At 48.5% G+C, this 26,008-nt stretch carries 24 protein-coding genes; 9 read left to right on the top strand and 15 right to left on the bottom strand.

Going from position 1 to position 26,008, the window contains the following annotated elements; translation table 11 throughout:
- Positions 1-4: 4 nt before the first annotated feature.
- The 4 genes from EV209_RS11895 to EV209_RS11880 form a co-directional block, all read right to left on the bottom strand.
- Positions 5-1,750: a cache domain-containing sensor histidine kinase gene (locus tag EV209_RS11895; RefSeq protein WP_130435690.1), complete on the bottom strand. Its 1,746-nt coding sequence runs from the start codon at positions 1,748-1,750 to the stop codon at positions 5-7.
- On the bottom strand, positions 1,740-3,038 hold the full coding sequence (locus tag EV209_RS11890) for an ABC transporter substrate-binding protein (RefSeq protein ID WP_130435689.1): 1,299 nt from the start codon (positions 3,036-3,038) through the stop codon (positions 1,740-1,742). The genes EV209_RS11895 and EV209_RS11890 overlap by 11 nt, the downstream gene beginning before the upstream one ends.
- Before the next feature lie 218 nt (positions 3,039-3,256).
- The gene (gene rhaD, locus EV209_RS11885; protein ID WP_130435688.1) at positions 3,257-4,084 is read right to left on the bottom strand and encodes a rhamnulose-1-phosphate aldolase; all 828 of its coding nucleotides are present in this window, start codon (positions 4,082-4,084) and stop codon (positions 3,257-3,259) included.
- Positions 4,085-4,125: 41 nt separating this feature from the next.
- Positions 4,126-5,529, bottom strand: coding sequence for an NAD(P)/FAD-dependent oxidoreductase (locus EV209_RS11880; RefSeq protein WP_130435687.1), 1,404 nt, complete (start codon positions 5,527-5,529; stop codon positions 4,126-4,128).
- A gap of 150 nt (positions 5,530-5,679) precedes the next feature.
- Here EV209_RS11880 and EV209_RS11875 point away from each other — a divergent pair, with 150 nt between their 5' ends.
- Positions 5,680-6,669, top strand: a complete 990-nt coding sequence (locus tag EV209_RS11875; protein ID WP_130435686.1) for a YutH/CotS family kinase-like spore coat protein — start codon at positions 5,680-5,682, stop codon at positions 6,667-6,669.
- A 153-nt stretch (positions 6,670-6,822) separates the two neighbouring features.
- On the opposite strand, the gene EV209_RS11870 is transcribed toward EV209_RS11875, so the two are convergent.
- Together EV209_RS11870 and EV209_RS11865 are read right to left on the bottom strand one after the other, a co-directional pair.
- Entirely contained in the window at positions 6,823-7,428 is a 606-nt protein-coding gene (locus EV209_RS11870) for a class I SAM-dependent methyltransferase (RefSeq protein WP_130435685.1), read from the bottom strand.
- Positions 7,415-8,593, bottom strand: a complete 1,179-nt coding sequence (locus EV209_RS11865; protein WP_130435684.1) for a CD3324 family protein — start codon at positions 8,591-8,593, stop codon at positions 7,415-7,417. Before EV209_RS11865 ends, EV209_RS11870 begins: the two co-directional genes overlap by 14 nt.
- 394 nt (positions 8,594-8,987) lie before the next feature.
- Here EV209_RS11865 and EV209_RS11860 point away from each other — a divergent pair, with 394 nt between their 5' ends.
- From EV209_RS11860 to EV209_RS11845, 4 genes are all read left to right on the top strand, one after another.
- Positions 8,988-9,257: a type II toxin-antitoxin system RelB/DinJ family antitoxin gene (locus EV209_RS11860; protein ID WP_130435683.1), complete on the top strand. Its 270-nt coding sequence runs from the start codon at positions 8,988-8,990 to the stop codon at positions 9,255-9,257.
- Positions 9,250-9,519, top strand: coding sequence for a Txe/YoeB family addiction module toxin (locus EV209_RS11855; RefSeq protein ID WP_130435682.1), 270 nt, complete (start codon positions 9,250-9,252; stop codon positions 9,517-9,519). The genes EV209_RS11860 and EV209_RS11855 overlap by 8 nt, the downstream gene beginning before the upstream one ends.
- A 623-nt stretch (positions 9,520-10,142) precedes the next feature.
- Entirely contained in the window at positions 10,143-11,498 is a 1,356-nt protein-coding gene (locus EV209_RS11850; protein ID WP_130435681.1) for an MATE family efflux transporter, read from the top strand.
- A 1-nt stretch (position 11,499) separates the two neighbouring features.
- Positions 11,500-12,195: an anaerobic ribonucleoside-triphosphate reductase activating protein gene (locus EV209_RS11845; RefSeq protein ID WP_130435680.1), complete on the top strand. Its 696-nt coding sequence runs from the start codon at positions 11,500-11,502 to the stop codon at positions 12,193-12,195.
- A gap of 4 nt (positions 12,196-12,199) precedes the next feature.
- Here the strand turns inward: EV209_RS11845 and EV209_RS11840 are convergent, their stop codons facing one another.
- The 6 genes from EV209_RS11840 to metG form a co-directional block, all read right to left on the bottom strand.
- Entirely contained in the window at positions 12,200-12,910 is a 711-nt protein-coding gene (locus EV209_RS11840) for a M48 family metallopeptidase (RefSeq protein ID WP_165388916.1), read from the bottom strand.
- Positions 12,877-13,395 carry a tRNA adenosine(34) deaminase TadA gene (gene tadA, locus EV209_RS11835; RefSeq protein WP_130435678.1) on the bottom strand — a complete coding sequence of 173 codons (519 nt, stop codon included), beginning with the start codon at positions 13,393-13,395 and terminating at the stop codon, positions 12,877-12,879. The genes EV209_RS11840 and tadA overlap by 34 nt, the downstream gene beginning before the upstream one ends.
- A complete protein-coding gene (locus EV209_RS11830; RefSeq protein ID WP_130435677.1) occupies positions 13,382-14,545 on the bottom strand; it encodes a hypothetical protein in 1,164 nt (387 codons plus the stop codon). Before EV209_RS11830 ends, tadA begins: the two co-directional genes overlap by 14 nt.
- A gap of 65 nt (positions 14,546-14,610) precedes the next feature.
- On the bottom strand, positions 14,611-15,483 hold the full coding sequence (gene rsmA, locus EV209_RS11825; RefSeq protein ID WP_130435676.1) for a 16S rRNA (adenine(1518)-N(6)/adenine(1519)-N(6))-dimethyltransferase RsmA: 873 nt from the start codon (positions 15,481-15,483) through the stop codon (positions 14,611-14,613).
- Positions 15,476-16,273 carry a TatD family hydrolase gene (locus tag EV209_RS11820; RefSeq protein ID WP_130435675.1) on the bottom strand — a complete coding sequence of 266 codons (798 nt, stop codon included), beginning with the start codon at positions 16,271-16,273 and terminating at the stop codon, positions 15,476-15,478. The genes rsmA and EV209_RS11820 overlap by 8 nt, the downstream gene beginning before the upstream one ends.
- 12 nt (positions 16,274-16,285) lie before the next feature.
- The gene (gene metG, locus EV209_RS11815) at positions 16,286-18,250 is read right to left on the bottom strand and encodes a methionine--tRNA ligase (RefSeq protein ID WP_130435674.1); all 1,965 of its coding nucleotides are present in this window, start codon (positions 18,248-18,250) and stop codon (positions 16,286-16,288) included.
- Positions 18,251-18,434: 184 nt separating this feature from the next.
- Here metG and EV209_RS11810 point away from each other — a divergent pair, with 184 nt between their 5' ends.
- Positions 18,435-20,264: a DUF885 domain-containing protein gene (locus EV209_RS11810; protein WP_130435673.1), complete on the top strand. Its 1,830-nt coding sequence runs from the start codon at positions 18,435-18,437 to the stop codon at positions 20,262-20,264.
- 90 nt (positions 20,265-20,354) lie between these two features.
- Here EV209_RS11810 and uxuA read toward each other — a convergent pair whose 3' ends face one another.
- Positions 20,355-21,398, bottom strand: a complete 1,044-nt coding sequence (gene uxuA / locus EV209_RS11805; RefSeq protein WP_130435672.1) for a mannonate dehydratase — start codon at positions 21,396-21,398, stop codon at positions 20,355-20,357.
- A 140-nt stretch (positions 21,399-21,538) separates the two neighbouring features.
- On the opposite strand from uxuA, the gene EV209_RS11800 reads away from it, so the two are divergent.
- Positions 21,539-22,552, top strand: coding sequence for a sugar kinase (locus tag EV209_RS11800; protein WP_130435671.1), 1,014 nt, complete (start codon positions 21,539-21,541; stop codon positions 22,550-22,552).
- A gap of 88 nt (positions 22,553-22,640) precedes the next feature.
- Here the strand turns inward: EV209_RS11800 and EV209_RS11795 are convergent, their stop codons facing one another.
- On the bottom strand, positions 22,641-23,468 hold the full coding sequence (locus tag EV209_RS11795) for a protein-ADP-ribose hydrolase (protein ID WP_243647585.1): 828 nt from the start codon (positions 23,466-23,468) through the stop codon (positions 22,641-22,643).
- A 189-nt stretch (positions 23,469-23,657) separates the two neighbouring features.
- Between EV209_RS11795 and EV209_RS11790 the strand changes: the two genes are divergently transcribed.
- Positions 23,658-24,137: a P-loop nucleotide/nucleoside kinase family protein gene (locus EV209_RS11790; protein WP_130435670.1), complete on the top strand. Its 480-nt coding sequence runs from the start codon at positions 23,658-23,660 to the stop codon at positions 24,135-24,137.
- Positions 24,122-24,319, top strand: a complete 198-nt coding sequence (locus tag EV209_RS16505; RefSeq protein ID WP_207220611.1) for a hypothetical protein — start codon at positions 24,122-24,124, stop codon at positions 24,317-24,319. Before EV209_RS11790 ends, EV209_RS16505 begins: the two co-directional genes overlap by 16 nt.
- A 758-nt stretch (positions 24,320-25,077) precedes the next feature.
- Here the strand turns inward: EV209_RS16505 and EV209_RS11780 are convergent.
- Positions 25,078-25,995 carry a helix-turn-helix domain-containing protein gene (locus EV209_RS11780; protein ID WP_130435669.1) on the bottom strand — a complete coding sequence of 306 codons (918 nt, stop codon included), beginning with the start codon at positions 25,993-25,995 and terminating at the stop codon, positions 25,078-25,080.
- Positions 25,996-26,008: the final 13 nt, after the last annotated feature.

The raw sequence follows: 26,008 nt of genomic DNA, 5'->3' as shown, positions 1-26,008 counted from the left end.
TCCTCTATACTTCTATATACGGTATTTTGATGTAAATACAGGTGCCTTTTCTGTCTTTGCTGAAAATCTCTATATGATACTGTTCCTTAAAGTGCATTCTGAGCCGCAGGTTTACGTTCATCAATCCCAGGCCATTATATTGTTCCACATATTCCAGAGGGTTTTCAATCGTTTCATGGATTTTCCGGTTAATCTCTTCCAGACGCCCCTCTTCGATTCCGCTGCCATTGTCATAAATGCTGATGGCTACCATATCCTCCTGCCTCTGGATCAGTATCCGGATCAGCCCTCCCGAAACGCATTCGCTCAGGCCGTGGGAAATAGAATTTTCCACCAGAGGCTGCAGTGTGAACTTCACAAATTCTGCATTCAGGCAGCGCTCATCTATATCACAAAACACTTCAAAACGGTTCTCAAAGCGGATCTGCATGAGTTTGATATAATTCTTCATCTGGACGATTTCGTTTTCAAGGCGCGTGCTGTTCTGAAAAGAAATATTGTAGCGGAGCATGGAGCTCATGCCCTGGCAGACAGTGATCACCTTATCATCTAGCCCCTCGCTGGCCAGCCCCATAATCGTCTCCAGAATATTAAAGATGAAATGAGGATTGATCTGCTGCTGAAGGGCCTTGATTTCCACTTCTTTTAACAAAATCTGTTTTTTCTCCACTTCCTCCATCAGCTTGTTGAGCGTCCTCACAGTTCCGTTAAATTCATCAATCAAAACCCCGACCTCGTCATCACGGACAATTTCCACCTGAGTATCCAGATTTCCCTGTTTAACGCTTTCCATCCCTGCTACAAGACGTTTAAAGTTATCTGTAACAATTGAAAACAGCCTTCCGGAACATAGAGAAGTGATCAGAATCACAAAGAGAAGGATGCCTACCAGCACTACCATAATGTAATCCAGGTCTCTGAATATTTTCTCTTTATCCACACAAAATGCCATCTTCCAGCCAATATCTGAAACATTGCCATATACAGTGATATAAGAGCTGTCCTGGTGGAGATAGACTCCTGTTTCTCCCAACGCCGTGCCCCAGGGGATCTTTACCACCATTTTGTCCTGGAACAGGAGGTTTCCCTCCCCATCATAAATACTGGTACCATCAATATTTTCATAATCACTGATAAAATACTTTTTCAGGTTCTGCAGGTCGATGTCCACTCTCAGATAACCGATACAGGAATCGCTGTAGCGGTCCTTTATTTTATAAATCATCACATGGGCAAATTCATTGCGTTCTCCATCCGTATACGCGGACACCTGATTGGATACCATAATGCGGTTCTGGCTGGATTGGCTGATCTTCCTGTACCACTCTGAACGATGGAAATCCCCGGTTTCCGCCAACCCGGAACCAGAATAAATTGAGTATGCCTTGTCCGGTTCCGATTCCTTATATATGATGAGTTTCAGATCATTCCTGGACTGATAAAAAATAGAAAATATAGAATTCAGCAAATCCCGGTCCGCAAGGGTATTTTCTTTTCGCTTGACCAGATCAATAAGGTCCTGGTTATAAATCAGGGAATTGGCAATATCGTCAATTCCCTTCAGATATTCGTTGACATTTTCCAGATTTCTCTGCAGGAGGCTGATGCTTGCCTCTGTGGCCTGCCTTCCCATGCTGTTGCGGAAAATCGCTGAGATAATTAAAGACAGCAATACATTAGAAAGGACGATCAGAAAGACAATATAAAAAAAGAAACGTCTTGTAATCGGTTTTTTTATTTTATTTTTCATTTTCCGCAATCAGCTTCCGTTCCCGGAGAATACTCCGTATATTCTCAAACGCTGTGTCAAGGCTGATCTCCTTCAGGAAGTACTGCCCCACATACCGGTTCACAATTTCCAACGCTTCATCCATTTCTTCATTTGGAAAAGTATAGACTGCTTTGTCATAATCCCAGAAACACTGAATATGTTCCGGCGCATAAATATTATTTCTGAGAATTTCTCTGATAGGTTCTGTATCCCATGCCGGCAAAATGCCGTTTTCGGCCAGAATTTCCGCCCCCTTTTCCCCGGAAATATATTCTGCAAGCATCAGAGCCTCTTTCGGATGTTCCGATCTGGCCGACACCTGAAGCACCGCCGAAGTCACCGGCATATACTTTTCCGAATTCACAGGCCCCGGCAGCGGCGCCACATCATATTCAAAATCCATCTTCCGGGCCTTCATCTGCTGCGCAATAATCTCCATACACCAGTCCCCGCAATAGATCATGGCAATATCGCCTCTGAGGAACCTGCTGACGTAGTCATAGCTGCTCACATCCGTAAGCTCTGTAAATGCCGGCTGCGCTCTGTATTCATAGGCCATCTGATAATTCCACCAGGCAGCCTTTTTATACATCTCCAGTCCTTCCTCCGTCATCCTGTTTTCTATTCCCGCCGTCCTCACAGGAGTTCTCCACCACATGCTGCCGGTCTCAAAGCTGATGCTCCCATAGATCCGGCGCCCGTCCTCTTCCTTGGTAAGTTTCCTGGCCAGCTCAGTATAATCCTCCCAGGTCCACTCCCCTTCCGGATAGGGAATCCCCGCCTCGTCAAATATTGTTTTATTGTAATAAACCGCCCAGGTGCTTTTTCGGTAAGGAATCATATAGACCTTTCCGTTAATTTTCAGACTCTCCATCATTTCCGCATAGCCCCGGGCTTTTTCTCCTCCCGCATCAAACAGCTCTGTAATGTCCATCACATAGTTTCTTTTCACATCTGCCGCTGAGGCGGAAGGTTTGGATTCCGCAAACAGATCAATGGTCCCGCCTCCGATGTTATGCAGGACAGAAATCGTCTGACCGTATTCAGAAGATGGGATAAAATGAGGGTTTACCACAATATCCGGGTGGTCCTCCATGAAGGCATTGACCACCTTTGTCATATAATTTTTCTCATCCTGCCAGGTATAAAACTCCAGAACCGTCTTTTCCGCCTCATCCGTCTCAGCAAATGTCTCTTCCGTTTCATGGTTCCCACAGCCGGTAAAGGACAGGCATGCAGCCAATATTATAAGAAAAAACCTTTTCATCCGTATTCCTCGCTTCGTGCTTCATAGTTCAAAAGTTTTTTAGAATTGCCGCTTCGGAAAGATATTATATTTCACGTTATAATGATATAATATTAGTTTAGATTCAATATCTCCTGCTGTCAATTTAAATGCGGCCCATTCAGTATAAAAGAGCACTTTTTGCAAAGCAAAAAGTGCTCGATAGCCGGCAGGCCAGTAATATGGGCAGGGCGTCAAAGTTATTTCTCGTACAGAAAGCGCTCCGGCAGCGTAATTCTAAAGTCTTTCGCCAAATCTCTGAAATTGCCCGCCGTGATGGTCTGAAGCTTCTGAGGCGACATGGACAGCACCTTAATCAAAATCTCCGCGGATTTTTCAACCGTATGCATCAATCCGAAGGTCAGGTCAAAATCGGGACCGGAACAGAACATTCCGTGATGGGCCCAGACCGCCACGTCGTATTTTTCCATCAGCCTGCTGGTCTCAACGGCAATCTCCCTGCCGCCGGGCACCATCCAGCCGATCACGCCGATTCCGTTGGGAAAGACAATAGGGCATTCTGTAGCCATTTCCCACAGCTCTCTTGTAAATACTTCATCTTCCAGCGGCAGCACAAAGGTCAGGGCTATGGTATTTGTGGTATGGGCATGATAGATCACACGGTGCAGGCCGTTTGTCACTCGCTTTTTCACCTCGTGGTTCATCAGGTGGGTGGGCAGCTCGCTGGTAGGCAGCCCTCCCTCCACAAGTCCCCACCGGATGCGGTATTTTTCACCTGCATCATCCACTTCAATAATAGCAATGCAGGCTTCGGGGTCCACAATGATATTCCGGAAATATTTTCCGGTCCCTGTCACCAGGAAAAATTCACCTGCCAGCTCCGGCACGCTGGTTCCCACAGGCAGCCACTCCCCGGGCGCGTTGAGCCTGGAACGAATGGCCTCCACCTCTTCTTTTTTCAGCCGGTAGGACAGGTTGCCTCCGTTGCGTTCATGCCAGCCCTGTTTATAGCCGTCGTCCGCCATCTTAATAAATCCCTGCACAAACTTTGACTCCAGAATTCTCATTCCCTACCTCCTTTTTATACTGCGGCAATTTTGTTTCTGTATCAGGAAAATGCCTTCAGGATGCTTTCCGCCACTGCAAGCCCGTTAGCCGAAGCCTGCTGCAGCCCTCTCGTCACGGACGCGCCGTCTCCGATTGCCCGCAGGCCTTTAATATTTGTTTCAAAATCCCGGTCCACCAGAACCTTATTGGAGTAGAACTTCACCTCCACGCCGTACAGCAGCGTTTCATCGCTGGCGATCCCCGGCGTCACCTTGTCCAGGGCCAGCAGCATTTCTTCTATATCCACCATGATCCTGTGTGGGAAAACCAGAGACAGGTCCCCGGGCACTGCGTCTTTCAGCGTGGGGATCAGGTTATTCCGGCACAGCCGTTCCTCTGTGGTGCGCCTTCCCCTCTGATAATCCCCGAACGTCTGGACCAGAATCCTGCCGTCACAGAGCATATTGCTCAGCTGGGCGATATGCTTGCCGTATTCAATGGGAGATTTAAATGGCTTCGTGAAGTTCTTGGAAACCAGGATCGCGAAATTGGTGTTGTTCGTTTTATATTCTGCCGCTTTATATGCATGTCCATTCACCACGGCAAGCCCGTTTTCATAATATTCCGTCGCTACTTCGCCGGAAGGATTGGTACAGAAAACCCTCACCTTATCATCGAATGTGGGGGTGTGGTAGACCAGCTTCGCCTCATACAGGGACTTGTTCAGTTCCTCCATCACCTCGTCCCGGACTTCCACCCGGACGCCCACGTCCACAGTCCCCACCCGGGTCTCAATTCCATGCCCCTGGCAGATATGGCTGAACCAGTCCGCGCCTTCCCGCCCCACGGCGGATACAATCTGCGGCGCCTCAAAGGTCTCTCCCTGATCGGTGACGATTCCTTTTACCTTTCCGTCTTCAATCAGGATATCCTGTACCATTGTCTTAAACTGCATCTCCACACCCTGTTCCAGCAGGTGTTCCTGAAGGCGGCTGTATATCTTATACCCTTCTTCTGTACCCAGGTGGCGGATCGGGCATTCAATCAGCTTCAGATTCGCCTGAATGGCTTTTCTCCGGATTCTGCGTATTTCATCGTCCACGCCCAGCCCATAAACCTTCTTGTCCGCGCCGAATTTCAGATAAATGCTGTCTGATTCCTTTAATAACTCCACAGTCCGTTCATAGCCCAGGATCTCCGGCAGATTTCCCCCCACATCAGGGGACAGGGAAAGCTTGCCGTCGGAAAATGCTCCCGCTCCGGCAAAACCGGTGGTGATGGAGCAGGGTTTGCAGCCCACGCATTGTTTTGTTTTTCTCTTGGGACAGGAGCGTTCTTCAATTCTCCGCCCCTTTTCGATCATCAGTATTTTCAGTTCCGGCTGCTTCTCCTTCAGCCGGTACGCGCAGAAAATACCGGAAGGCCCTGCGCCGATAATGATTACATCATAATTTTTGCTCATCATGTTCCCCTTTCATTCAGTTTCCTCTCAAAGTATATCATATTTATATTGGGATTGCCATAATTTCCTGTACTGCGGCGCATTTTTCCAGCCTTTTCTGCATAGGAATGAACTACGGCTCGGATGCCGCAATGAGAATTTGGAGGAGATAATATGGGGGACTGGGGTCAATCTGTTCTGACACAATATGATCTGAATATACAGGATATTAAAAAAGCGCGCGGGAGCCTGCTCTGTTCCGCAGGACAGGACCTGTACGCCCTGCAGGAATACAGCGGAACCATTCAGCGTCTGGCCGTGGAGCAGAAGCTCACAGAGTTTCTGGCGGGCTGCGGATTCACCCAGACCGACCGTCCCGTACCTAACCGGGAAGGGGCTCTTTGTACCGAAGGAGAGGATGGAAAATGTTATGTGCTGCGGCGATGGTACGCGGCGGGAGAATGCAGCGTACAGAGCACCCAGGATCTGGTCCTGGCTGTGCGCAACCTGGCCCTGCTCCACCGGTATCTGCAGGATTTTCCCCTCTATGAATATTTTCCCGACTGCCATTACACCGGCTGCTCCCTGTCCGAGGAATGGTGCCGGCACAATCAGGAGCTCTGGCGCATCCGAAATTTCATGCGGGGAAAACGGAGGAAAACGGATTTTGAGCGCTGCGCCCTGGAAAGTTTCCCCGCCGTCTACTGCCAGGCCCAGGAAGCCTATGCCGGCTTACAGGCATCCTGTTATCATATCCTGTGGCAGGAGGCATGCAGCCGGGGAACGCTGTGCCACGGCAGCTACAATTACCATAATGTTCTGATCGGGCGCCACTATGTGGCTACTACTTGTTTCCAGCATTTTGTGGTAGAACCTCAGATCATGGACTTTTATCACTTTTCCAGAAAAATCCTGGAAAAGCGCTGCTGGGATACCCAACTTTGGAAAGTGCTGCTGGATACTTACCAGGCAGTCCGGCCTCTCTCAGATACAGAATATCAGGTGCTGTACCTTTTGTTTTTGTACCCGGAAAAATATTGGAAACAGATGAATTTCTACTATAACAACAGTAAATCCTGGATATCCTGCCGCAGCATTGAAAAGCTCACAAAGGCTGCGGAACAGGTGGAGCTGCGGAGGGAATTTTTAAAGAAGTGTTTTTAATGATTCTGGGATAAGAATTTTTTCCTGGTCTTTTTGCGGGATTTCCGGGCGCAGACAGCTGCGCTCCGGTTGCGGCCCGCATTTCAGATGTGCATCTCTTTTCAGGCATAAAACGTTTTCAATTTTCAAAATATCGTTGTAAACCGCAGACGCTTATCTGCTATATTTATGCTGTAATTTCTTAGAGAGTTTTTTTCTGTCTTTTATTCCTGTTCTGTGAATTATCCTTTTCTGCGAAATAAAAATATAGTACCCATTCTCCTCAATAACTGCAGCCCCGCCAAATACAGATTTCAATTTATTCTGGTACCATTTTTTTCTTTTTGTGACCATAACCATTCTGCCGCCATCTTTTAAATACCTAAAACCATTCTCAATAAACTCCTTCGGAACTTTAAAGTCCGCATGATAAGGCGGATTAGACAGTATGAGGTCAAATTCCTGCTTGCTGATATTTTCAAATCCATTGCTTTGGAATATTTTAATATCTCCCATGCCATTGCATAGGGCATTTTTTCTTGCCAATTCAACTGCGGAGGGGTTTATATCAACCATTGTGATATTTTCCGCGCCGGAAAAATGTGCCGCGTATATTCCCACTGCTCCGTATCCGCAGCCTAAATCCAGAACTTTCTGCCCCGCTTGAAATTCAACTTTGGACAGCATCGTTTTTGTTCCTGTATCAATATTATTTGGTGAGAACAGGGAACCTTCTGTATACATTTTCAGGTTTATTCCATTTAGATTACAGTCTATCATATTGAGCTAATATATCGCTTTCACAATTTTGTATAAAATGGAATACCTCATATGCATCGCCCGCGCGTTTTGTGTCCTGAATACCAAGGTAATACGCAGCAAACAGAATTTCTATGCACTCCATCACACACGGAATTGCGCTCTTTTCCTCTGCCGAAAGTTTTTCCACGCTTTCATACCCCGTAATAACCGCCCTCACTTTTTTCAGCCATTCTTTTTTACAGAAAGCTTCCTCTGTTTCTTCCGCCAGCAGGCCTGCCAGGAAATAGCAAATATCAAATATTCTTATATTTTTTTGGCTCAAATCAAAATCAATATATCCTGACAGCTCCTTTTCAAAGAACAGAAAATTCCCGTAATGCACATCTCTGTGTATCACTTGTTTGGGAAGCTGATCATATACCTTTTCTAACTGTTCTGCTGTTTTTAAAAAATCTTTTTCATCTATTGTCCGCCACTCATCCTTTATTAGATTTTTCCAAATCCATCCGTTCATCTCTTTTAGCAGGCTGTTTTCCCAGAATTCCATTTTTTCTCCGCATTTCACAAACGCCGTATGTAGCCGCGCTATCGCACAGCCCATTTGGCGGGCCATCTCATCATCTTTTATGTCAGTAAGGTTTCTCCCCGGCAATTTTTGGGACAGGTAGAAATAACTGTCCTGGTATTCAACATATTTTTTTCCTGTCAGGGCCGGAACTGGCTCTGCAACCGGAATGTTGCATTCCAGCAGTATTTCTGATATCTTTATATTTCGTTCCAGCTGTTCTTTGCTGTGGTACACTTTAAGAACATGGGAATGATTGATTTCCCAGGCAGAAGGGTATATTTGCAGTAATTCCTTCTCTTCTATTCCCCAAAAAGTTAAAATCTGTTCTATTTTCTCTTTCATTTCCTGATATCTCACCTTTTCTTTTGAAATAATCCTCCTGACGCTTGGTTCTGACAGATGATAGATCTTCCCCAGCTGCCGGTTTGTTCTCCCCTCAAGATGCTTCAGGTATATATGCTGGTTACGTTTCTCCAGCTCAATCTTATAGTCTGTCTGCTTCTTTCCCTCCCGGTCATTTCCTTTTGGGATGTATAAATAACCGCCCTGATAATATTTCTGAATCATTATGAGTAATTCTTCGGGTAAGATTTCCTTTGCATTTTCATATTTCATAAGCAAAACTCCATAGATATATTTTAGGTCATTATAACAGAACACCTCTGCCTGTAGGTGATTATGTTTTGTTCTGTCAAAAATATAATCACCAGAAGCATCCAACTCTATCCTAATTTCGCTGCATTAACTTATACCCATCTTTTAACTTAATCATTCCTATAGTTTAAACTTTCGTGTTTCTTATTCCTATAATTATGAATACTTCCCAATAAATTGTTTGTAGATTTTATCATATTTATGGTTGAAACAGTATACTTAATATAAATGAGATCACATTAATTTTATAAATATTCCCAATCAAATTTCATGTCCAATGTATTACAATAGCTTGTAATATGCATACTACAATGATATAATAAAGGCAAATAGAAGACAGAAAGGAGAGAATCCCATGGCACAATCAACCATAACTGCACGAGTAGACGAAAAGGATAAAGCCAGCTTTGACGCCTTTTGCTCCAATGTCGGCCTAAACACCTCCACAGCCATCAATCTATTTGTGAAAGCAGTTTTACGCGAAAACCGAATTCCATTTGAAATCACTCAGACCACCGATCCATTTTTTTCAGAAACCAACATGGCCTATGTAAAAAAATCTGTCCAGGAACTCCGGGCAGGAAAAGGGACGGCGCATGAACTGATCGAGGTAGAGGATGAGTGAAAAAATCTGGTCAGACGATGCCTGGGAAGACTATATCTATTGGCAGACCCAGGACAAAAAAACAATCAAACGTATCAATCAGCTCATAAAAGACATTGAGCGCAACGGCTGCATGGAAGGTATAGGAAAGCCCGAACCATTAACCGGCGACCTGCAAGGCGAATACAGCCTCCGCATCAACGACAAAGACCGGCTTGTCTACCATATGGAAAATGGCCGTATCTACATCGCACATTGCAGAGGACATTACGGAGACAAATAACCCAGCAGAATCCCCGCCCATTCAATTCCCCACGCTCCGCAGCACGAGAATTGGCCGGGCGGGAAGTTCATGTTTGCACTCCGGTCAACAGACAAAAAGAAAGCACCGACTACTCTTAACCGATACTCGCCAAAACTATAAAATTATATTGAAGAAACGTAACCCCATCCGTTAAATTTACCTAGATATCGAAACCCCGCCGTATCCATATTTCCATTCCTTGAAAACAAGCGCCTCAATAGAATTGGTATTTCTATCCGGGCCGTCCCTTCCGTACAGACGGTATGTCCAATGGAGCTTCGTAAGGAAATTACCCATATTCGATTAAAAACGCTACTTTTTATAAGAGAAAAAAACTAGGTTTTAGAAAGAAACAGTGGAAACATTGCAATTGGGGCTAGCCGTCGCGCCAGCGACTTGGTACAATAAAGTTGTCACAGTGGTGGCTAATAAGGTATAGGTATCACGGTTAAACATCTGCCCTAACGTCTATTATAGCTGCCGGAATCACAGCCCACCATAGAAGGGGATTGATTCTGCATAGTGACCACAACAACAAGATGGATAATTTCTTAATGGTTGTAAGGGATATTGAAGTAAATATATTGTAGTAGGGAGGAAATATGAAGGGAGACCTCACCAAAGGGCCGGTGATGCGGTCCATGCTGCTTTTTGCCCTGCCCATGATTGCGGGGAATCTGCTGCAGCAATGCTATAATGTGGCCGATACGCTGATTGTCGGACAGTTTCTGGGCCCTGACGCTCTGGCGGCTGTTGGCTCTTCTTTTACGCTGATGACCTTTTTGACCTCAATCCTGCTGGGGCTCTGCATGGGCAGCGGCGCTGTTTTTTCTATCCGCTTCGGGCAGAAGGATCCGGAAGGGCTGAAAAATGGCATGGCTGCATCTTTCCTGCTGATCGGCGCGCTGACTGTGCTGCTGAATGTTATATCTTTTCTCAGTATGGACTGGATTCTGCTGTTTCTTCAGGTTCCGGCAGAAGTCCAGGGACAGATGCGGGAATACCTTTCTGTAATTTTCTGCGGAATTGCCGCGTCTTTTCTTTATAATTACTTTGCTTCGCTGCTGAGGGCAGTGGGTAATTCCGTGGTTCCGCTGGCCTTTCTGGCGGTTTCCGCCGTGCTGAACATTATTCTGGATCTGTGGTTTGTGCTGGGCCTGCACAGGGGCGTGGCAGGAGCAGCTGAGGCCACTGTCCTCTCTCAGTATGTTTCCGCTCTGGGGATTGCCGTATACACCTGGGCGCGTTTTCCTCAGTTCCGGCTGCACATCAGCCATTTCCGCAGGAGCCGGACTGCTGTCAAAGAAATTGCAGAGTTCTCTCTGCTCACCTGCGTCCAACAGTCCATTATGAATCTGGGAATTCTGATGGTCCAGGGCCTTGTCAACAGCTTCGGCCCTTCCGTCATGGCTGCTTTTGCAGCGGCAGTGAAAATAGACGCATTTGCTTACATGCCGGTCCAGGATTTTGGCAATGCTTTTTCTACTTTTATTGCCCAAAATTACGGCGCAGGACAATCTGACCGCATCCGCAGGGGGCTGAAAGGGGCCGTGCTGACAGCCCTGCTATTCTGCGCCGCCGTTTCTGCTGCTGTTTGGATCTTTGCCCGACCGCTGATGCTGCTGTTTGTCAGCCCGGAAGAGACTGCCATTATTTCCGAAGGCGTCCGCTATCTCCGCATAGAAGGCACATTTTACTGCGGGATCGGATGTCTCTTCCTGCTGTACGGCCTGTACCGGGCCCTGGGAAAACCCGGGATGTCTGTGGTCCTCACTGTCATTTCCTTAGGCTCCCGGGTGGCCCTGGCCTATGCGCTCTCCTCTCTGCCGGCCTTAGGCGTGGCCGGGATCTGGTGGTCCGTGCCGATCGGCTGGGCGCTGGCTGACGCCGCGGGCCTGGCCTGCTACATAAAAATGTCCCATAAAAGGAGGACCTTTCTGCAGAAAGAAGGAAAATAAAATGAATATTTACGGTCTTCAAAAAACCACTCTGCTGGATTACCCTGAGCACGTGGCCGCTACCCTGTTCACAGGCGGCTGTAATTTCCGCTGCCCCTACTGCCATAACAGCGAACTTCTCTCTCCCGGAGATCCCCCTGTTTATTCCGAGGAAGATATCCTTACATTTCTTACCAGAAGAAAAGGGATTTTGGAAGGCGTCTGCATCACAGGCGGAGAACCCACGCTGCAGCCTGATCTTCCTGATTTTATCCGAAAGGTAAAAAATCTGGGACTCCTGGTAAAGCTGGACACCAACGGGACCCGGCCTGAAATGCTTAAATACCTGTTGGAAGAAAACCTTCTGGATTACGCTGCCATGGATATTAAAAACAGCCGCTGCAGTTACTCCAGCACAGCCGGAATCCCCGGCGGCTGTCTGGCAGCAGTGGAAAAAAGCGTCCAGCTTCTGCTGCACGCCTCCGTTCCTTATGAATTCCGCACTACCGCCGTACGGGAGCTGCACTGTGAAAGTGATTTTCTGGATATCGCCGGGTGGCTGGCCGGCTGCAGGGCATATTTTCTGCAGAACTACAGAGATTCCGAGCAGGTTCTTTGCCCCGGTGCTTTTCACCCCTTTAAAAAGCAGGAGCTGGACCGTTTTATTCAGATTCTGCAGAAGACAATTCCCTCTGCCGCAGTCCGGGGAGTGGACTGAATCCCTAATCCTGCAGAGAATCATTCAGCAGCCTTCTCCGCTCTTTCCAGTCCGGCATGAACTGTTCCACTAGTTGATAAAAGGCCCTGGAATGGTTCGGCTGCAGGAAATGGCAGAATTCATGGAGAACTACATATTCCACGCAGGATACCGGCTTTTCCCCGAGCATGGTATTCAGCGAGATGGAATTTCTCTGGGGAGTGCAGGAGCCCCATCTGGTTTTCATGGCCCGGAACCTGATTTGGGGCAGCCCGATTCCAAAGGGCTTAAACAGCGGCCAGATGCGCAAAACCGCCTCTGTCAGAGTCTCCCTGGCGAGGCGGTCCAGATATTCTGACACCGCTTTTTTTCTTCCGGCATGGTCTTCTTTATCCTTCCGGACGACTCTGAGCCTGTCCCCTTCCAGACAAACGCTTTCACATTCTCCTTCTTGGAGGCAGATTGTTATTTCTTTTCCCAAAAGCTTAAAATGATCTCCATGTTCATATTTCGGAACGCTTCTATTCCTTACATTCCTTTCTTCTGCGTTTTTCAGGTGTTTGAAAATCAGCTTGCTTTTGCAACAAACAAAAGCGTCCGCCCGCTCAGCGCTCATTCCAAACGGCGCAGACACATAGATGCTTCCGTCTGCGCGAACGCGCAGATTGATGTTTTTCACCTTTTTCCTGATAAAAGAATAGATCAGCTCTCTGTCTCCGCATCTGACTGCGCGCACAGTTTCTTTTTCTGGGCTTTTTCCTCTTTTACTCTTACCCGGAGCTCCTTGAAAAAATTCTTCAGCATCTGTGAACATTCTTCCTCCAATACGCCTCGCGTAACCTGTGCCTGGTGATTGAACTGCGGCATCTCCAGCAGATTCAGGACCGACCCGCCGCAGCCCGCCTTGGGGTTCATGCACCCCATCACCACCCGGGTGATTCTGGACTGGATGATGGCGCCGGAACACATCTGGCAGGGCTCCAGGGTAATGTAAATAGTACATCTCTCCAGCCGCCAGTCCCCCATTTTTTTGGAAGCCCGGCTGATGGCAGTGATTTCCGCATGGGACAGTGTATTTTTATCTGTGTTGCGCCGGTTATAACCCCGGGCAATGATGGTATCTTCATACACGATGACGCAGCCGATGGGGACTTCCCCCAGACGGCTGGCCTTTCTGGCCTGTTTCAGCGCCTCCCGCATATATTTCTCATCTGTGGTCATTTTCCTCCTCCAGCTCGACTTCTCTGAGCCAAAACCCAAAGGCAGGCTCTCTTTTTTCCTGTCCGCCCGCCGGGCAGAACCGGCCGAATCCGAACAGTCCGGCCAGGAAGCGTTCATTCTGGCCGCTGGTACCGGGCACCCCTATGTAAAATGAAGGATTTTTTTCTAATACTTTTGCTTCAGCCGCCCCCATCTCAGGGTATGGCTCTTCTGTTTCCCTGACCAGAAGCAAATAGCGGTACTGGTAATATCCATGCAGCAGAAAGCTGTTATTTCCCAGCACCCAGTCTTTTCTCGGAAGCCTCCCCAGGTCCCCCGGCCTGATCCGCAGACACTGCTTCGTATCCTCAGGAGAAAAAGGCCGTACTTTGGGATACAATTTGCAGAACCCATCCCAGCTCAGAGGTTCCGGGAGAACCTGCTGGCTTCTGAATGTCTTTCCAGAATTATTCTGCCGAAAGCCCTGTCCATTTTGAGAGCCCTGTTCTTTCGGCTGCTCCCCTGGCAAAGCTGCACCGGCCGATTCTGGTTCGCTCCCGTTTTGTTTCCCGGAGCCTTCATATGTACTGGTTGGTTCTGCATTTTCTGCCGCTCCCTCCGTTACGGCGGCGCGGCCGTTCCCGCTTCCTGTCCCGTCTTCCTGTCCAGGAGCCTCTCTTTCTTCTAACTTCCGTTCAGATGATAAACCGGACTGAGGTTCAGAAGCTTCCTCTGAATCCTGTTCCGGCAGATATGCCGCCTGCAGTTCTTCCCATTCTTCCCTGCTCCGCACCAGTCTGCTCAGGGCAAAACCGCCCTCATCCCAGGCTGTGGCAATTCCCCGCCTTCCGCTGAACTCCGGCAGCAAAACCAGCCCGGACCAGTCTTCCAGGCTCTTTTCCCCCGCTTCCTTTTCAAAAATCTCCGCAGAAAAGTTTCCGTTCCCATTCTGCAGCAGCATTTTTCCAAAAGGTATGCCAATGCACAGCATTCCGCTTCTCACAAATCCGCAGACCAGAAACGAACCGGCCAGCCCGGCGGCGCCTCTGACCTGTATCTGGATGCGTCTTCTGCCGTCACGCAGCTCTATTCGGGAAAAGCCCACATTTTTTCCCTTACGATCCTGTTCATATTGATATAAATATGATGCAAACCGCCGGTATTCCGACATCCGAACCACCCCTTTCATAACATTATATGAAAGCGCAGCTCAATTTAGAACGTATCTCCCCGTTATCAGCACAGAATATGCCCTGACAGCCTGTCTGACAATTCTGCAAACTGGGCCAGAGTCAGGGTTTCTCCCCGCACCGCAGCGGGCAGGCCCATCCCGGCAACTGCCTTTTCCACCTCTTCTTTTGAAAACGGCACTTCCGGAGCATTGCCCAGCCCGTTTACCAGGGTTTTTCTCCGCTGGTTAAAGGAGGCGCGGATCAGGGAAAACATCAATTTTTCATCCGCGGCCTGTACAGGCGGCTTTTCATGGCGGGTCAGCCGGATGACAGAGGACCCCACCCCGGGCCGGGGCATAAAACAGTTGGGCGGCACATTAGCCACAATATACGGTTCCGCGTAATACTGCACTGCCAGAGAAAGAGCGCCGTAATCCTTGGTGCCCGGTCCCACCTGCATCCGCTCCGCCACTTCCTTCTGCACCATCACCGTAATGCTGTCCAGAGGCACTTTCTTCTCGAAAAGCCCCATGATGATAGGCGTTGTGATGTAGTAAGGCAGATTCGCCACCACCTTGATCGGCTTTCCGCCGTTCCTTTCCTCTGCCAGACGGGCCAGATCCACCTTCAGGATGTCCTCATTGAGCACCGTAACGTTGCTGTAGCCGGACAGCGTTTCTTCCAGTATGGGAATCAGATTGCTGTCGATCTCCACAGCCACCACCTCTCTGGCGTGCTCCGCCAGATATTGGGTCATGGTGCCGATTCCCGGCCCGATCTCCAGCACAAAATCATCCTTGGTCACTTGAGCGGCGCGGATGATTTTATCCAGCACATGAGGGTCAATCAGAAAATTCTGCCCGAACTTCTTGGCAAAACGAAACTGGTACTTCTGCAATATTTCTATCGTTTTTCTGGGATTTCCTAAATCAGCCATTCTTCTCCTCTTCCAGTGCATCCAGCCCATACAGCCGCAGGGCGTTCTCCGCAGTGATCCTTACCACCTCTTCTTCTGACAGACCTCTGATCCTTCCGATTTCCTCCGCCACCAGAGGCAGGTTCCAGGAGGTATTCCGCTTCCCTCGGAAGGGAACAGGCGCCAAATAGGGGGAATCTGTCTCCAGCACCAGCCGGTCCAGAGGAGCTTCTTCCACCACTTCCTTCAGCTTTCTGGCATTTTTAAAGGTCACCACGCCTCCGATTCCCAAATAATATCCCATTTTCAGGTATTCGGCCGCCATCTCGCGGCTGTAGGAAAAACAGTGGATTACCCCGCCGGTTCTGCCGTTGTCCACCTGTCTCACCAGCCTCAGCGTATCCTCCGCCGCTTCACGGCTGTGCACGATAAACGGCAGCTTCAGCTCCTGGGCCAGCTCCATCTGACGGATAAACCATTTTTTCTGAACCTCCCGTTCGGAAGCGTCCCAATAATAATCCAGCCCGATCTCTCCCACCGCCACAATTTTCGGCAGACAGGCCAGCTTCCTCAGCCTGGCAAATCCATCTTCATCCAGTTCTGCGGCGGCGTCAGGATGCACTCCCACCGCCCCATAGACGTTAGCATATCCTTTTGTCAGTTCCACAGTTCTCACCGAAGAATCAAGGCTCGCAGATACGTTCACCACCAGACTGATCTTCTCATCCGGAAGACCGGAAAGCAGCGCTTCCCGGTCTTCGTCAAACTGTGCGTCATCATAATGCGCGTGTGTATCAATAATTCCATTCATTCCTTACATTCCTTAACTAATTCCCGCACCGGCAGGCATTTTCTTTTCCGGCACCATCAGCGCCAGCACGCCGTTTTCATCTTCCGCACATAAAAGCATCCCTTCGGACAGCACTCCTGCCAGCTTCGCGGGCTTCAGATTTACCAGCACCATCACTTTCTTTCCCACCATCTCTTCAGCGGAGTAATGGGCCTTAATTCCGGATACAATCTGCTTCACCTGGCTGCCGATCTTCACCTGGCTGCACAGCAGCTTTTTGGACTTCTTCACTTCTTCACAGGCGATAATCTCGCCTACCTGGAACTGCAGTTTGGTGAAATCTTCATAGGAGATTTCCTCTTTGGCTTCCACATCTATCACGGGCTCTTCTTCAGCAGCAGATTCCCCGGAACCGGCCTGCTGCGCGGCTTTCAAAGCCTCTACCTTCTCCATCACCTCTGCCAGGTCCAGGCGGGCAAAGAGGATTTCCGGATGTTCCGTCACTTTCGTATTTTCCGGTATCTGTCCAAATGCGTCCAGCCCATCCAGGCCGCGCAGCTGCACGCCCAGCTGATCTGCGATTTTTTCCGCAGTCTCCGGCATGAAAGAAAACAGCAGGCTGGCGCCCATGGTAATTCCCTCCGCCAGATTATAAAGAACAGTGGCGAGGCGGTCCTTTTTTGCTTCCTCCTTGGCCAGCGCCCAGGGCATGGTCTCGTCAATATATTTATTGCAGCGCTTAAACAGGTTGAAAATCTCTGTTATAGCGTCCGCTACACGAAGCTTTTCCATTTTGGCCTGTACTGTTTTTACCGTATTCACGGCAACAGCTTTCAGGTCTGCATCCACTTCCTCTTCTGCTCCCGCATTCTTCAGGACCCCGCCAAAGTATTTATTGCTCATGGAAATCGTGCGGTTTACCAGATTGCCCAGAGTATTGGCCAAGTCAGAATTCAGGCGTTCCACCATCAGCTCCCAGGTGATCACCCCGTCATTGTCAAAAGGCATTTCGTGCAGCACAAAATAGCGCACTGCGTCCACGCCGAAGAAATCCACCAGATCGTCGGCATAGAGCACATTTCCTTTGGATTTGCTCATCTTTCCGTCTCCCTGCAGCAGCCAGGGATGCCCGAACACCTGCTTCGGCAGGGGTAAATCCAGGGCCATCAGGAAAATTGGCCAGTAGATGGTATGGAAACGGATGATATCCTTTCCGATCAGATGCAGGTCCGCGGGCCAGTATTTCGCAAACAACTCCCCGGAATTGCCGTCCAGATCATAATCCAGGCCAGTGATATAGTTTGTCAGCGCGTCCAGCCATACATAGACCACATGCCTGGGATCAAAATCCACCGGAATCCCCCAGGTAAAGGAAGTTCTGGAGACACACAGATCCTGAAGCCCTGGCAGCAGGAAATTGTTCATCATTTCGTTCTTCCTGGATTCAGGCTGGATGAACTCAGGATGGTCATTAATATGCCGGATCAGCCTGTCCGCATATTTACTCATACGGAAGAAATATGCCTCTTCCTTGGCAGGCTGTACTTCTCTCCCGCAGTCCGGACATTTACCGTCCGCAAGCTGAGAAGCAGTGAAGAATGATTCACAGGGCGTACAGTACATGCCCTCATATTCTCCTTTATAGATATCCCCCTGGTCATAGAGCTTTTTAAAAATCTTCTGAACCTGTTTCTCATGATAATCATCTGTGGTGCGGATAAATTTATCGTAAGAAGTATTCATCAGGTCCCAGATCCTGCGGATTTCCCCCGCTGTCCGGTCCACAAACTCCTTGGGGGTGACGCCAGCTTCCTCTGCCTTCAGCTCGATCTTCTGGCCATGCTCGTCAGTCCCTGTCTGAAAGCGCACGTCATAGCCCTCCAGGCGTTTGAAACGGGCAATGCTGTCCGCCAGCACAATTTCATAGGTATTTCCAATATGCGGCTTGCCGGATGTATAGGCAATCGCAGTTGTAATATAATATGGATTCTTTGCCATGTTTTCCCTCCGTATCCCTCTCAGTTTCGCCCGCGGCCGGGCATCTATCCAGATAGTATAATATAGTTTCTCCCGAAATTCAAGACAGCCCTGCAAAAAACTGCCAGTACAGACGGATATTTCAACGGTTTCCGGCATATTTTCCAGTAAACAGGCAGCGCTGCTGCCAATCTGGAGGTATATTATGCTGCCTTTTTTATCCAAACTGGTGCGCCAAAAACATTTTATTGGGATCACCGCCTTGTGCCTGACCATCGCTCTGGTGGCTGTTTCCGCCCTCTCCCAGAGAACCCGGGAGCCGGCCTCTTCCACCGCCGCCACCGGGGAAGCTGTGACCAATGTCAAGCCGGAGGACTCCGGCCAGGCCTTCGCCCAGTTCACCCAGGCCCAGTTTCAGGAGGCCATGCTGGCGGATTCCGTTAATCTGAACTATTCGCTGGCCGATCCCTCCCTCTATGGCATCCCTGCCGACACACCTGCGGCTATTTCTTCCTCTGATCCGGAAAACATCCAAAAAGGGCTGGAAGAAATGAAGGGGCTGCTGGACCAGCTTCACGCTTTTTCCTATGACAATCTGGATCAGGACCAGAAAATCACCTACGATATGATGGAGGATTATCTCCAGCTGGAGCTTTCTGCAAAAGACCTCTACCTGTACGACGAGCTGCTGGGCAGCACCACAGGCCTGCAGGCGCAGTATCCGGTAGTTCTGTCGGAATTTTCCTTCCGCTGCAAAGAGGATATACGCCGCTATCTGGATTATCTGAAACTGCTTCCCCAGCTGTTTCAGGAAGTAGTCTCCTTTGAACAGGCAAAATCTTCCGCCGGTCTGTTTATGAGCAACACCACAGCAAAAAATATCATATCCCAATGCCAGGCTTTCATCGCCTCCCCCTCTGAAAATCTGCTGATCAGCACTTTTGACAGCCGGCTGGAGGATTATAACGCAGGAGATATCACTGCCGCAGAGGCCGCAGAGTACCGCAAAGAAAATCGGGAAGTTGTGGAAAAATATGTAATTTCCGCTTATCAGACCCTGATCGACGGGCTCACCGCCCTGCTGGGCACCGGCGTTCATGAAGGCGGGCTCTGTCAGCTGCCTTCCGGCAAAGAATATTATTCTTATCTGCTTCAGCAGAAAACCGGCAGCCGCCGTACGGTGGAAGAAATCCGTACCCTGATGACCTCTTATCTGGATGAAAATCTGCGGGCAGCTTCCGCCCTGATGGCTGAGCATCCCGAATTGGCTGATGAATATCAGGCAGCCGCCGTATCCCTTACGGCGCCGGAAGCTATTCTGCAGGATCTCCAGAAAAAGATCTCAGAAGATTTTCCGGCATTGCCTGAAACTACATATACAGTGAAATACGTCCATGATTCCCTGAAGGATTTCCTGAGCCCGGCTTTCTATCTCACGCCTCCCCTGGACGATTACCGGGACAATGTGATTTATATCAATCAGGCGCAGCCTTCCATGGATCTCTATACCACCCTGGCCCATGAAGGCTATCCGGGACATCTGTTCCAAAATGTGTATTTCCGGGCGCAGAACCCGAATCCTCTGCGAGACTATCTTGGCGTTCTGGGTTACGCGGAAGGCTGGGCCACGTATGTAGAACACCTGTCTTATCACTACATTGATGATTATTCAGAAAACCTGGCGTCCTTCCTTTCCGCCAACCACATGGCTACTCTGGGCATTTACGCCCTCTGCGACCTGGGCATCAACTATGACGGATGGAGCGTGGCGCAGACCGCTGATTTCCTGGCCAGATATTACAGCCTCACCGGAAGCCAGCTGGCGGAGATCTCTCAGGAAATTTACAGCGCCATGGTGGATGATCCGGCCAATTATCCGGCATACTATGTAGGCTGTCTGGAAATTCTGGAGCTGAAAAAAGAACAGCAGGCCGCATTGGGCGAGAACTTTTCCCTGAAAGCGTTTCACCAAAGGCTTCTGGAAATCGGTCCGGCACCCTTTCCTGTTCTGAAAAAATATTTTACCGCGCAGTAATCATAAGCGCATATAGCACTACAGCCGCCGGATTTTCTTCCGGCGGCTGTATTTATATAATATTACGCTTACAAAGCAGGTTTTTTGATCTTACTTCTGATCCAGTTTCTCCAGAGTCTCCCAGATACCGTTCAGATATACAGCTCCCAAAGCACGGTCATACAGGCCGTAACCAGGCTTGCCGGTCTCGCCCCAGATCATGCGCCCATGGTCGGGACGCATATAACCCTTAAATCCGGCATCGTGATAAGCTTTGAGAATTTCCACCATATCCAGGGAACCGCAGGGACTGTAATGAGCGCTCTCTTCAAAAGAGCCGTCGTCCATGATCTTCACATTGCGCACATGGGCAAAATGGATTCTGCCCATACCGGCGTACTTGCGGACCATAGCTGCGTAGTTGTTGAACTTCGCACAGCCCAGGCTGCCGCTGCAGAGGGTCAGCCCGTTATGAGGGTCGTCCACCAGCTTCAGGAAGCGGTCCAGATTTTCCTCACAGGTAATGATTCTCGGAATCCCAAAAATGGGCCACGGCGGATCATCCGGATGAATGGCCATGTTCACGTCGCACTCCGCGGCCACAGGAATGATTTCTTCCAGGAAATACTTCAGATTCTCCCAGAGACCTTCTTCGCCCAGTTCCTGATAATCCTTAATCAGGCCCGCCATCTCTTCGGGGGTATAAGAAGAATCCCAGCCGGGCAGCGCCAGCTTGGTGGGATCCAGCTTCGCAACCTGATCCTTGTAGTATACCAGAGCGTTAGAACCGTCCGGAAGCTCATAATCCAGCTGTGAACGGGTCCAGTCAAATACGGGCATAAAGTTATAGCAGATGCACTTCACGCCTTCTTTCGCCAGCCGGCGGATATTTTCTTTGTAGTTATCAATGTAGCGCTGATAGTCGCCTCTGCGCAGCTTCACGTCTTCATGCACAGGAACGCTCTCAATCACTTCCATTTCAAGGCCTTTTGCCTGAACGTCAGCCTTCAGCTTCTGAATATCCTCTACCGGCCAGACTTCTCCGACGGGCACAGAATAGACAGCCGTTACCACGCCGGTCATACCGGGAATCTGGCGGATCTTATCCAGTGTAACCGGATCATCTTCGCCATACCAGCGGAATGTCATTTTCATGATGAAAACCCCTCCTTTTTCTTTTTTATGAATTCAGTATAACCTATACTTGTATACAAGTCAATCCCCCATTTTTCTGTTGCATGTTTACCTAAAATCCTATATACTGAAATTAACTACTGGCAAGGGAGGAATATCCAATGAGATTTATAACCATTGGCGAGCTGTTGATGAGACTGTCCCCGCCCAACTATGAAAAAATCCGCACCACCAACTCATTTATTGTTAATTTCGGCGGAGCCGAAGCAAATGTAGCTGTGTCCCTGGCAAATCTGGGTGTGGATTGTTCTGTTTTTACCGTTGTCCCCAACAATGATATTGGAAAATCCGCAATGAGATACCTGAAGGCCAACGATGTACATACCTCTCCTATTATTTTCGCCGGGGAACGGATGGGCACCTACTATCTGGAAGAGGGAATTTCCGTCCGCGCCTCCCAGGTCATCTATGACCGGAAATATTCTGCGTTTGCGGAGTATGACTACACAGACCTGGATCTCACCGGTATCCTGAAGGATTATGACTGGCTCCATTTGAGCGGCATCACCCCGGCTCTGTCCAACAACTGCAAGATTCTGATGGAAAAGGCTCTTGTTGTAGCGAAACGCCTGGGCATGACCGTCAGCTTTGACTGCAACTTCCGCAGCAAGCTCTGGGGCTTTGAAGAGGCAAGGGATATCCTCAGCCGCTATATGCCCTATGTGGATGTGCTCATCGGCATCGAGCCCCTTCATCTGGTGGACGAAAACGGCCACGACATCAAGGACGGCATGTCCATGCAGCCCAGCTATGAAGATCAGGACCGTGTATTCCAGGAGCTGGACAAACGCTATCACTTTAAGGCCATCGCGCGCCATGTGCGGTATGTGCACTCCAGCAATTCCAATTCCCTGAAGGCATACCTGTTCTTCGGCGGCAAAACCTATGAGAGCCAGCTGATGACCTTTAATATCCTGGACCGGGTGGGCGGCGGCGACGCATTCTCTTCCGGGCTGATCTATGCGCTGATGGAGGGAATGCCGCCGGAAGAAACCGTTAATTTCGCGGTTGCCTCCTCCGTGATGAAGCACGCGATCCGCGGGGATACAAATATCACGGATAAAGAGAGTATTATGCGCCTGATGAACAACAATTCCTTTGAGATTCAGCGTTAGTATCCTCTGTTTGCAAAAGCCCTATGCAGGTATTTTTCTGCACAGGGCTTTTTTGAATTGACCGGGGTTTCGCATCCGGCTTTCCCTGTCAACATTGATCTTCTCCTAATAATCTACGGTAGATCAGCAGATCAGTATCCTGATACACATTAAAAATAACACGCTGTATCTGATTGTCCGCCTGCAAAAACCTCTTTACCGTTCCGACAGCGATTTCAGCGGCTTCTTCATTTGGAAAATGAAATTCACCGGTAGATATGCAGCAAAAAGCAACGCTTTTCAACCCGTTTTCAGCGGCCAGATTCAGACAGGAGCGGTAACAGGAAGCCAGAAGCTCTCTGTCTTCCTGTGTGACCCCGCCGCGAATGATGGGGCCTACCGTGTGAAGAACATACCGGCTGGGCAGATTAAAAGCCGGCGTGATTTTTGCCTGCCCGGCAGGTTCATCATGCCCCTGGGCCTTCATGATTTTTTGGCACTCCAGGCGCAATTCTATACCGCTTTTGGAGTGAACAAGATTATCCACGCAGCCGTGAAGGGGACAGAAGCATCCCAAAAGCGCAGAATTGGCGGCATTGACAATGGCATCTACCGCAAGGGTTGTAATATCGCCCTGCCACAGCGCCAGCCGGCTGTCCGAAAGCAGGGGCGGCAGCGCATCCCAATTCACTGCCCCCAGAGCATCCCTTTCTGCGGATAAATATTCATCCTGCACTTTTAAAAATTCCTGTCCCACCGGTTGTGGCGGGCGTACGTTCATAAGGGCTCTGAGCAAATTTTTTTGCTCCTGCGCGCCTGCCGGAAGTGTTAAATTCTGATATTGCGGGCTTTCCGCCAGAAGCTGCCGGATCAGATAACGTCTGCGCTCTTCCTGTACAGCCCTCAGGTCACAGATTGTTTCTTTGGGTTTTTTCACCTTAACCGCTCCTTTCTTCCCTTGTTTTCATTATAGCTGTTTCACCGCGCAGGCACAAGCAGGCACTTTCCGGTAACTGTCGTCCAGGTGTCCTGTTATGAAGAATCTATCGGCTGTCCCAGATAATGATTTGCGGGAGATAAAAGATATGGTATACTCTGTTTAAAACGTGGTAATAAGGAGGTTCATATGGCTAAGGTTATTCTGATCTGCGGAAAAATCTGCAGCGGAAAAAGCACATATGCGCAGCAGCTGCGGCGGGAAAACAGAGCTGTCGTGCTTTCCATTGATGAAGTTATGCTTGCTTTTTTTGGACAGCATTGCGGAAGCAGACATGATGAATATGCGGACAGAGCGCAGAAATATTTGCTTGACCAATCACTTGCGCTCATTGAAGCGGGAGTTGACGTTATCTTAGATTGGGGCTTCTGGCGAAAAGAAAAGAGAGACTTTGTGAGGGAATTTTACACATCCAGGCATATCCCTTGTGAATTTCATTTTATCGGCATCAGCCAGGAGACCTGGAGAACGCGGCTGGATCAGAGAAACAGCGCAGTCCGGGCCGGAATGGCAGGCGCTTATCTGGTCGATTCAAACCTTGCAGAGAAGTTTGAATCGCGCTTTGAAATGCCTGGCAGCGATGAGATTGATGTGTGGGTGAAGCAATAGCGGCTGCTAATCGGCCTTTTGTACCCTGTATACAGATTTTTTTGAATAATAAAGCAGCAGTTATTATGGGTTGTGGGCATGCTGGTATTGTAAATATCATGGAAGAAGCAAAGAAGTATCAACCACATTTTTGTATTGGTGGTTTTCATTTGTTTAATCCTCTATACAGAAAACAGTATTAAAAGAATTGTTAAACAGTATTGCCATGGAATTACAAAAGTATAAAGATATTGAATTTTATACTTGTCATTGCACTGGTGAAAAGGCATATCATTATCTATCTCAACAAATGGATAATATTAATGATATGTCTTGCGGTAATGTTAGGTCAGTTTACAAAGAACTACATGCAGACCGTGAAACGGGCTGCTGACAACAAAAGAGCTGTATATCCCCGAAGAGGGAATATGCAGCCTGTTTTGTTGTCGGGGATTCCAAAGGGGCTTGCCCCTTGGCACACGACTTTGCGGAGCAAAGTGTAGTGTGTTATACGCTCTGTCAGCGTTGCCGTGAAAATGCCGTTGCCGCCGGGGAGGGCAAGGACATTGGGAGCGGCAGGAAAGCGGGCAGGAATTTGCGGCATATGCTCCCTCGCTCTGCTCTGTCCGCTATTCCACATTCCCATTGACAACGCCTTTCGCCGTTTGGTTTTCGCTGTTCTTTGAAGGAGGCCGGGGTGCGGGGGCAAAGCCACCGAAAAACTAACGATTATCGAAATGTAGCGGAGCCGGTTTTGCCGTAGAATGGAGCGTACGGGAACGGGACAGGATATTCCTATTCCCCTTTGTCGGCGGCGCAATAACACGGCAAAAATCCAGCCAGTCAAGGGTTTAAGAGTGGAGATTTTGCGACAGCAAAATACTACTTGTCCCTTGACTGTCTGGATAGGCGTAACGGTCAGTTAAAAATCCAAACTTGTAAATTCAGTATTGTGCGTTATTTAGTTGCCATTTGTTTTAATAGGCAGTACATAATCTATAATTACCTTTTCACCCCGATTCAAAGGCTCACAATAGCGTTCGTTCGTGTATACTTCACACCAGTAAAAATTATCGTGGTCAATTTCTTTGCCGGTTTTTTCGATTGCCTCTGTGATTAATAAGTATGCTGAATCAAGTATTTCCGTAACATTAGCTCCTTCTATTTGAATATGTGCCGTCAAACCGGCAGGAACATGCTTTGCAAATAATCCATCTGGTATTTGTGTACCAATACCTACAAAATCTCCGATAATAAATTCAAAGTTATTCATATCTTTAAAATTGTACATCATACCAATGCCAGCATTTGAGTCAATATCTTCGCAACATTTTACATCCGACAACGTGTCTAATTTCTCAGTAGCGTTACTTTTGAAGAAGTCTTGCCACACATCCCCAGCCTTAGAAAAAGATGTTTTACGATACATCCCTACCATTAGGCGCTCTTCAACTTCCTTATAAATAATCTTTTTCATCTCTGCCATAATACGTTTTCCTCCTATAAATCGCATTTCTAAGTAATTAATCGGAAGATAGTTGTTTAGCTTAGCAGTTTCAATCTTTGCTTCTGACGGCGTGATACCATGGTGTTCTTTAAATGCGCGTGAAAATGCAGAATGTGAATGAAATCCATATTTTATTGCTACATCTAAAACAGAAATATCGCTATTTTTCAAATCATATCCGGCTAATGTCAGCTTGCGTTTCCTTACATAGTCGGCGATACTGACACCCGATATAAAAATAAAAATACGTTGGAACAAAGCTGCCGGACTCATAGTGATTTTTGATATTTCGTTATAATCAATTTCGCAGCCGTCAAATATGTTTTTTTCAAGGTATTGTATTACATCATCAAAAATTTTACTGCTGTTCATATATTGATCCTCC

The sequence above is a fragment of the Cuneatibacter caecimuris genome, from assembly GCF_004216775.1.
Taxonomy (GTDB): Bacteria; Bacillota; Clostridia; order Lachnospirales; family Lachnospiraceae; genus Cuneatibacter; species Cuneatibacter caecimuris.
Note: the sequence above shows the minus strand (reverse complement) of the source record. Positions and strands in the feature narration are given on the sequence as shown.

Coding starts and splice junctions, on each gene's coding strand:
- EV209_RS11890 (WP_130435689.1), bottom strand. CDS start 3,038: ATGAAAAGGTTTTTTCTTATAATATTGGCTGCATGCCTGTCCTTTACC.
- tadA (WP_130435678.1), bottom strand. CDS start 13,395: ATGACCACAGATGAGAAATATATGCGGGAGGCGCTGAAACAGGCCAGA.
- rhaD (WP_130435688.1), bottom strand. CDS start 4,084: ATGAGAATTCTGGAGTCAAAGTTTGTGCAGGGATTTATTAAGATGGCG.
- metG (WP_130435674.1), bottom strand. CDS start 18,250: ATGGCAAAGAATCCATATTATATTACAACTGCGATTGCCTATACATCC.
- EV209_RS11780 (WP_130435669.1), bottom strand. CDS start 25,995: ATGAACAGCAGTAAAATTTTTGATGATGTAATACAATACCTTGAAAAA.
- EV209_RS11845 (WP_130435680.1), top strand. CDS start 11,500: ATGAATATTTACGGTCTTCAAAAAACCACTCTGCTGGATTACCCTGAG.
- EV209_RS11865 (WP_130435684.1), bottom strand. CDS start 8,593: ATGAAATATGAAAATGCAAAGGAAATCTTACCCGAAGAATTACTCATA.
- EV209_RS11830 (WP_130435677.1), bottom strand. CDS start 14,545: ATGTCGGAATACCGGCGGTTTGCATCATATTTATATCAATATGAACAG.
- EV209_RS11875 (WP_130435686.1), top strand. CDS start 5,680: ATGGGGGACTGGGGTCAATCTGTTCTGACACAATATGATCTGAATATA.
- EV209_RS11850 (WP_130435681.1), top strand. CDS start 10,143: ATGAAGGGAGACCTCACCAAAGGGCCGGTGATGCGGTCCATGCTGCTT.
- rsmA (WP_130435676.1), bottom strand. CDS start 15,483: ATGGCTGATTTAGGAAATCCCAGAAAAACGATAGAAATATTGCAGAAG.
- EV209_RS11820 (WP_130435675.1), bottom strand. CDS start 16,273: ATGAATGGAATTATTGATACACACGCGCATTATGATGACGCACAGTTT.
- EV209_RS11880 (WP_130435687.1), bottom strand. CDS start 5,529: ATGATGAGCAAAAATTATGATGTAATCATTATCGGCGCAGGGCCTTCC.
- uxuA (WP_130435672.1), bottom strand. CDS start 21,398: ATGAAAATGACATTCCGCTGGTATGGCGAAGATGATCCGGTTACACTG.
- EV209_RS11855 (WP_130435682.1), top strand. CDS start 9,250: ATGAGTGAAAAAATCTGGTCAGACGATGCCTGGGAAGACTATATCTAT.
- EV209_RS11810 (WP_130435673.1), top strand. CDS start 18,435: ATGCTGCCTTTTTTATCCAAACTGGTGCGCCAAAAACATTTTATTGGG.
- EV209_RS11790 (WP_130435670.1), top strand. CDS start 23,658: ATGGCTAAGGTTATTCTGATCTGCGGAAAAATCTGCAGCGGAAAAAGC.
- EV209_RS11860 (WP_130435683.1), top strand. CDS start 8,988: ATGGCACAATCAACCATAACTGCACGAGTAGACGAAAAGGATAAAGCC.
- EV209_RS11870 (WP_130435685.1), bottom strand. CDS start 7,428: ATGATAGACTGTAATCTAAATGGAATAAACCTGAAAATGTATACAGAA.
- EV209_RS11895 (WP_130435690.1), bottom strand. CDS start 1,750: ATGAAAAATAAAATAAAAAAACCGATTACAAGACGTTTCTTTTTTTAT.
- EV209_RS11800 (WP_130435671.1), top strand. CDS start 21,539: ATGAGATTTATAACCATTGGCGAGCTGTTGATGAGACTGTCCCCGCCC.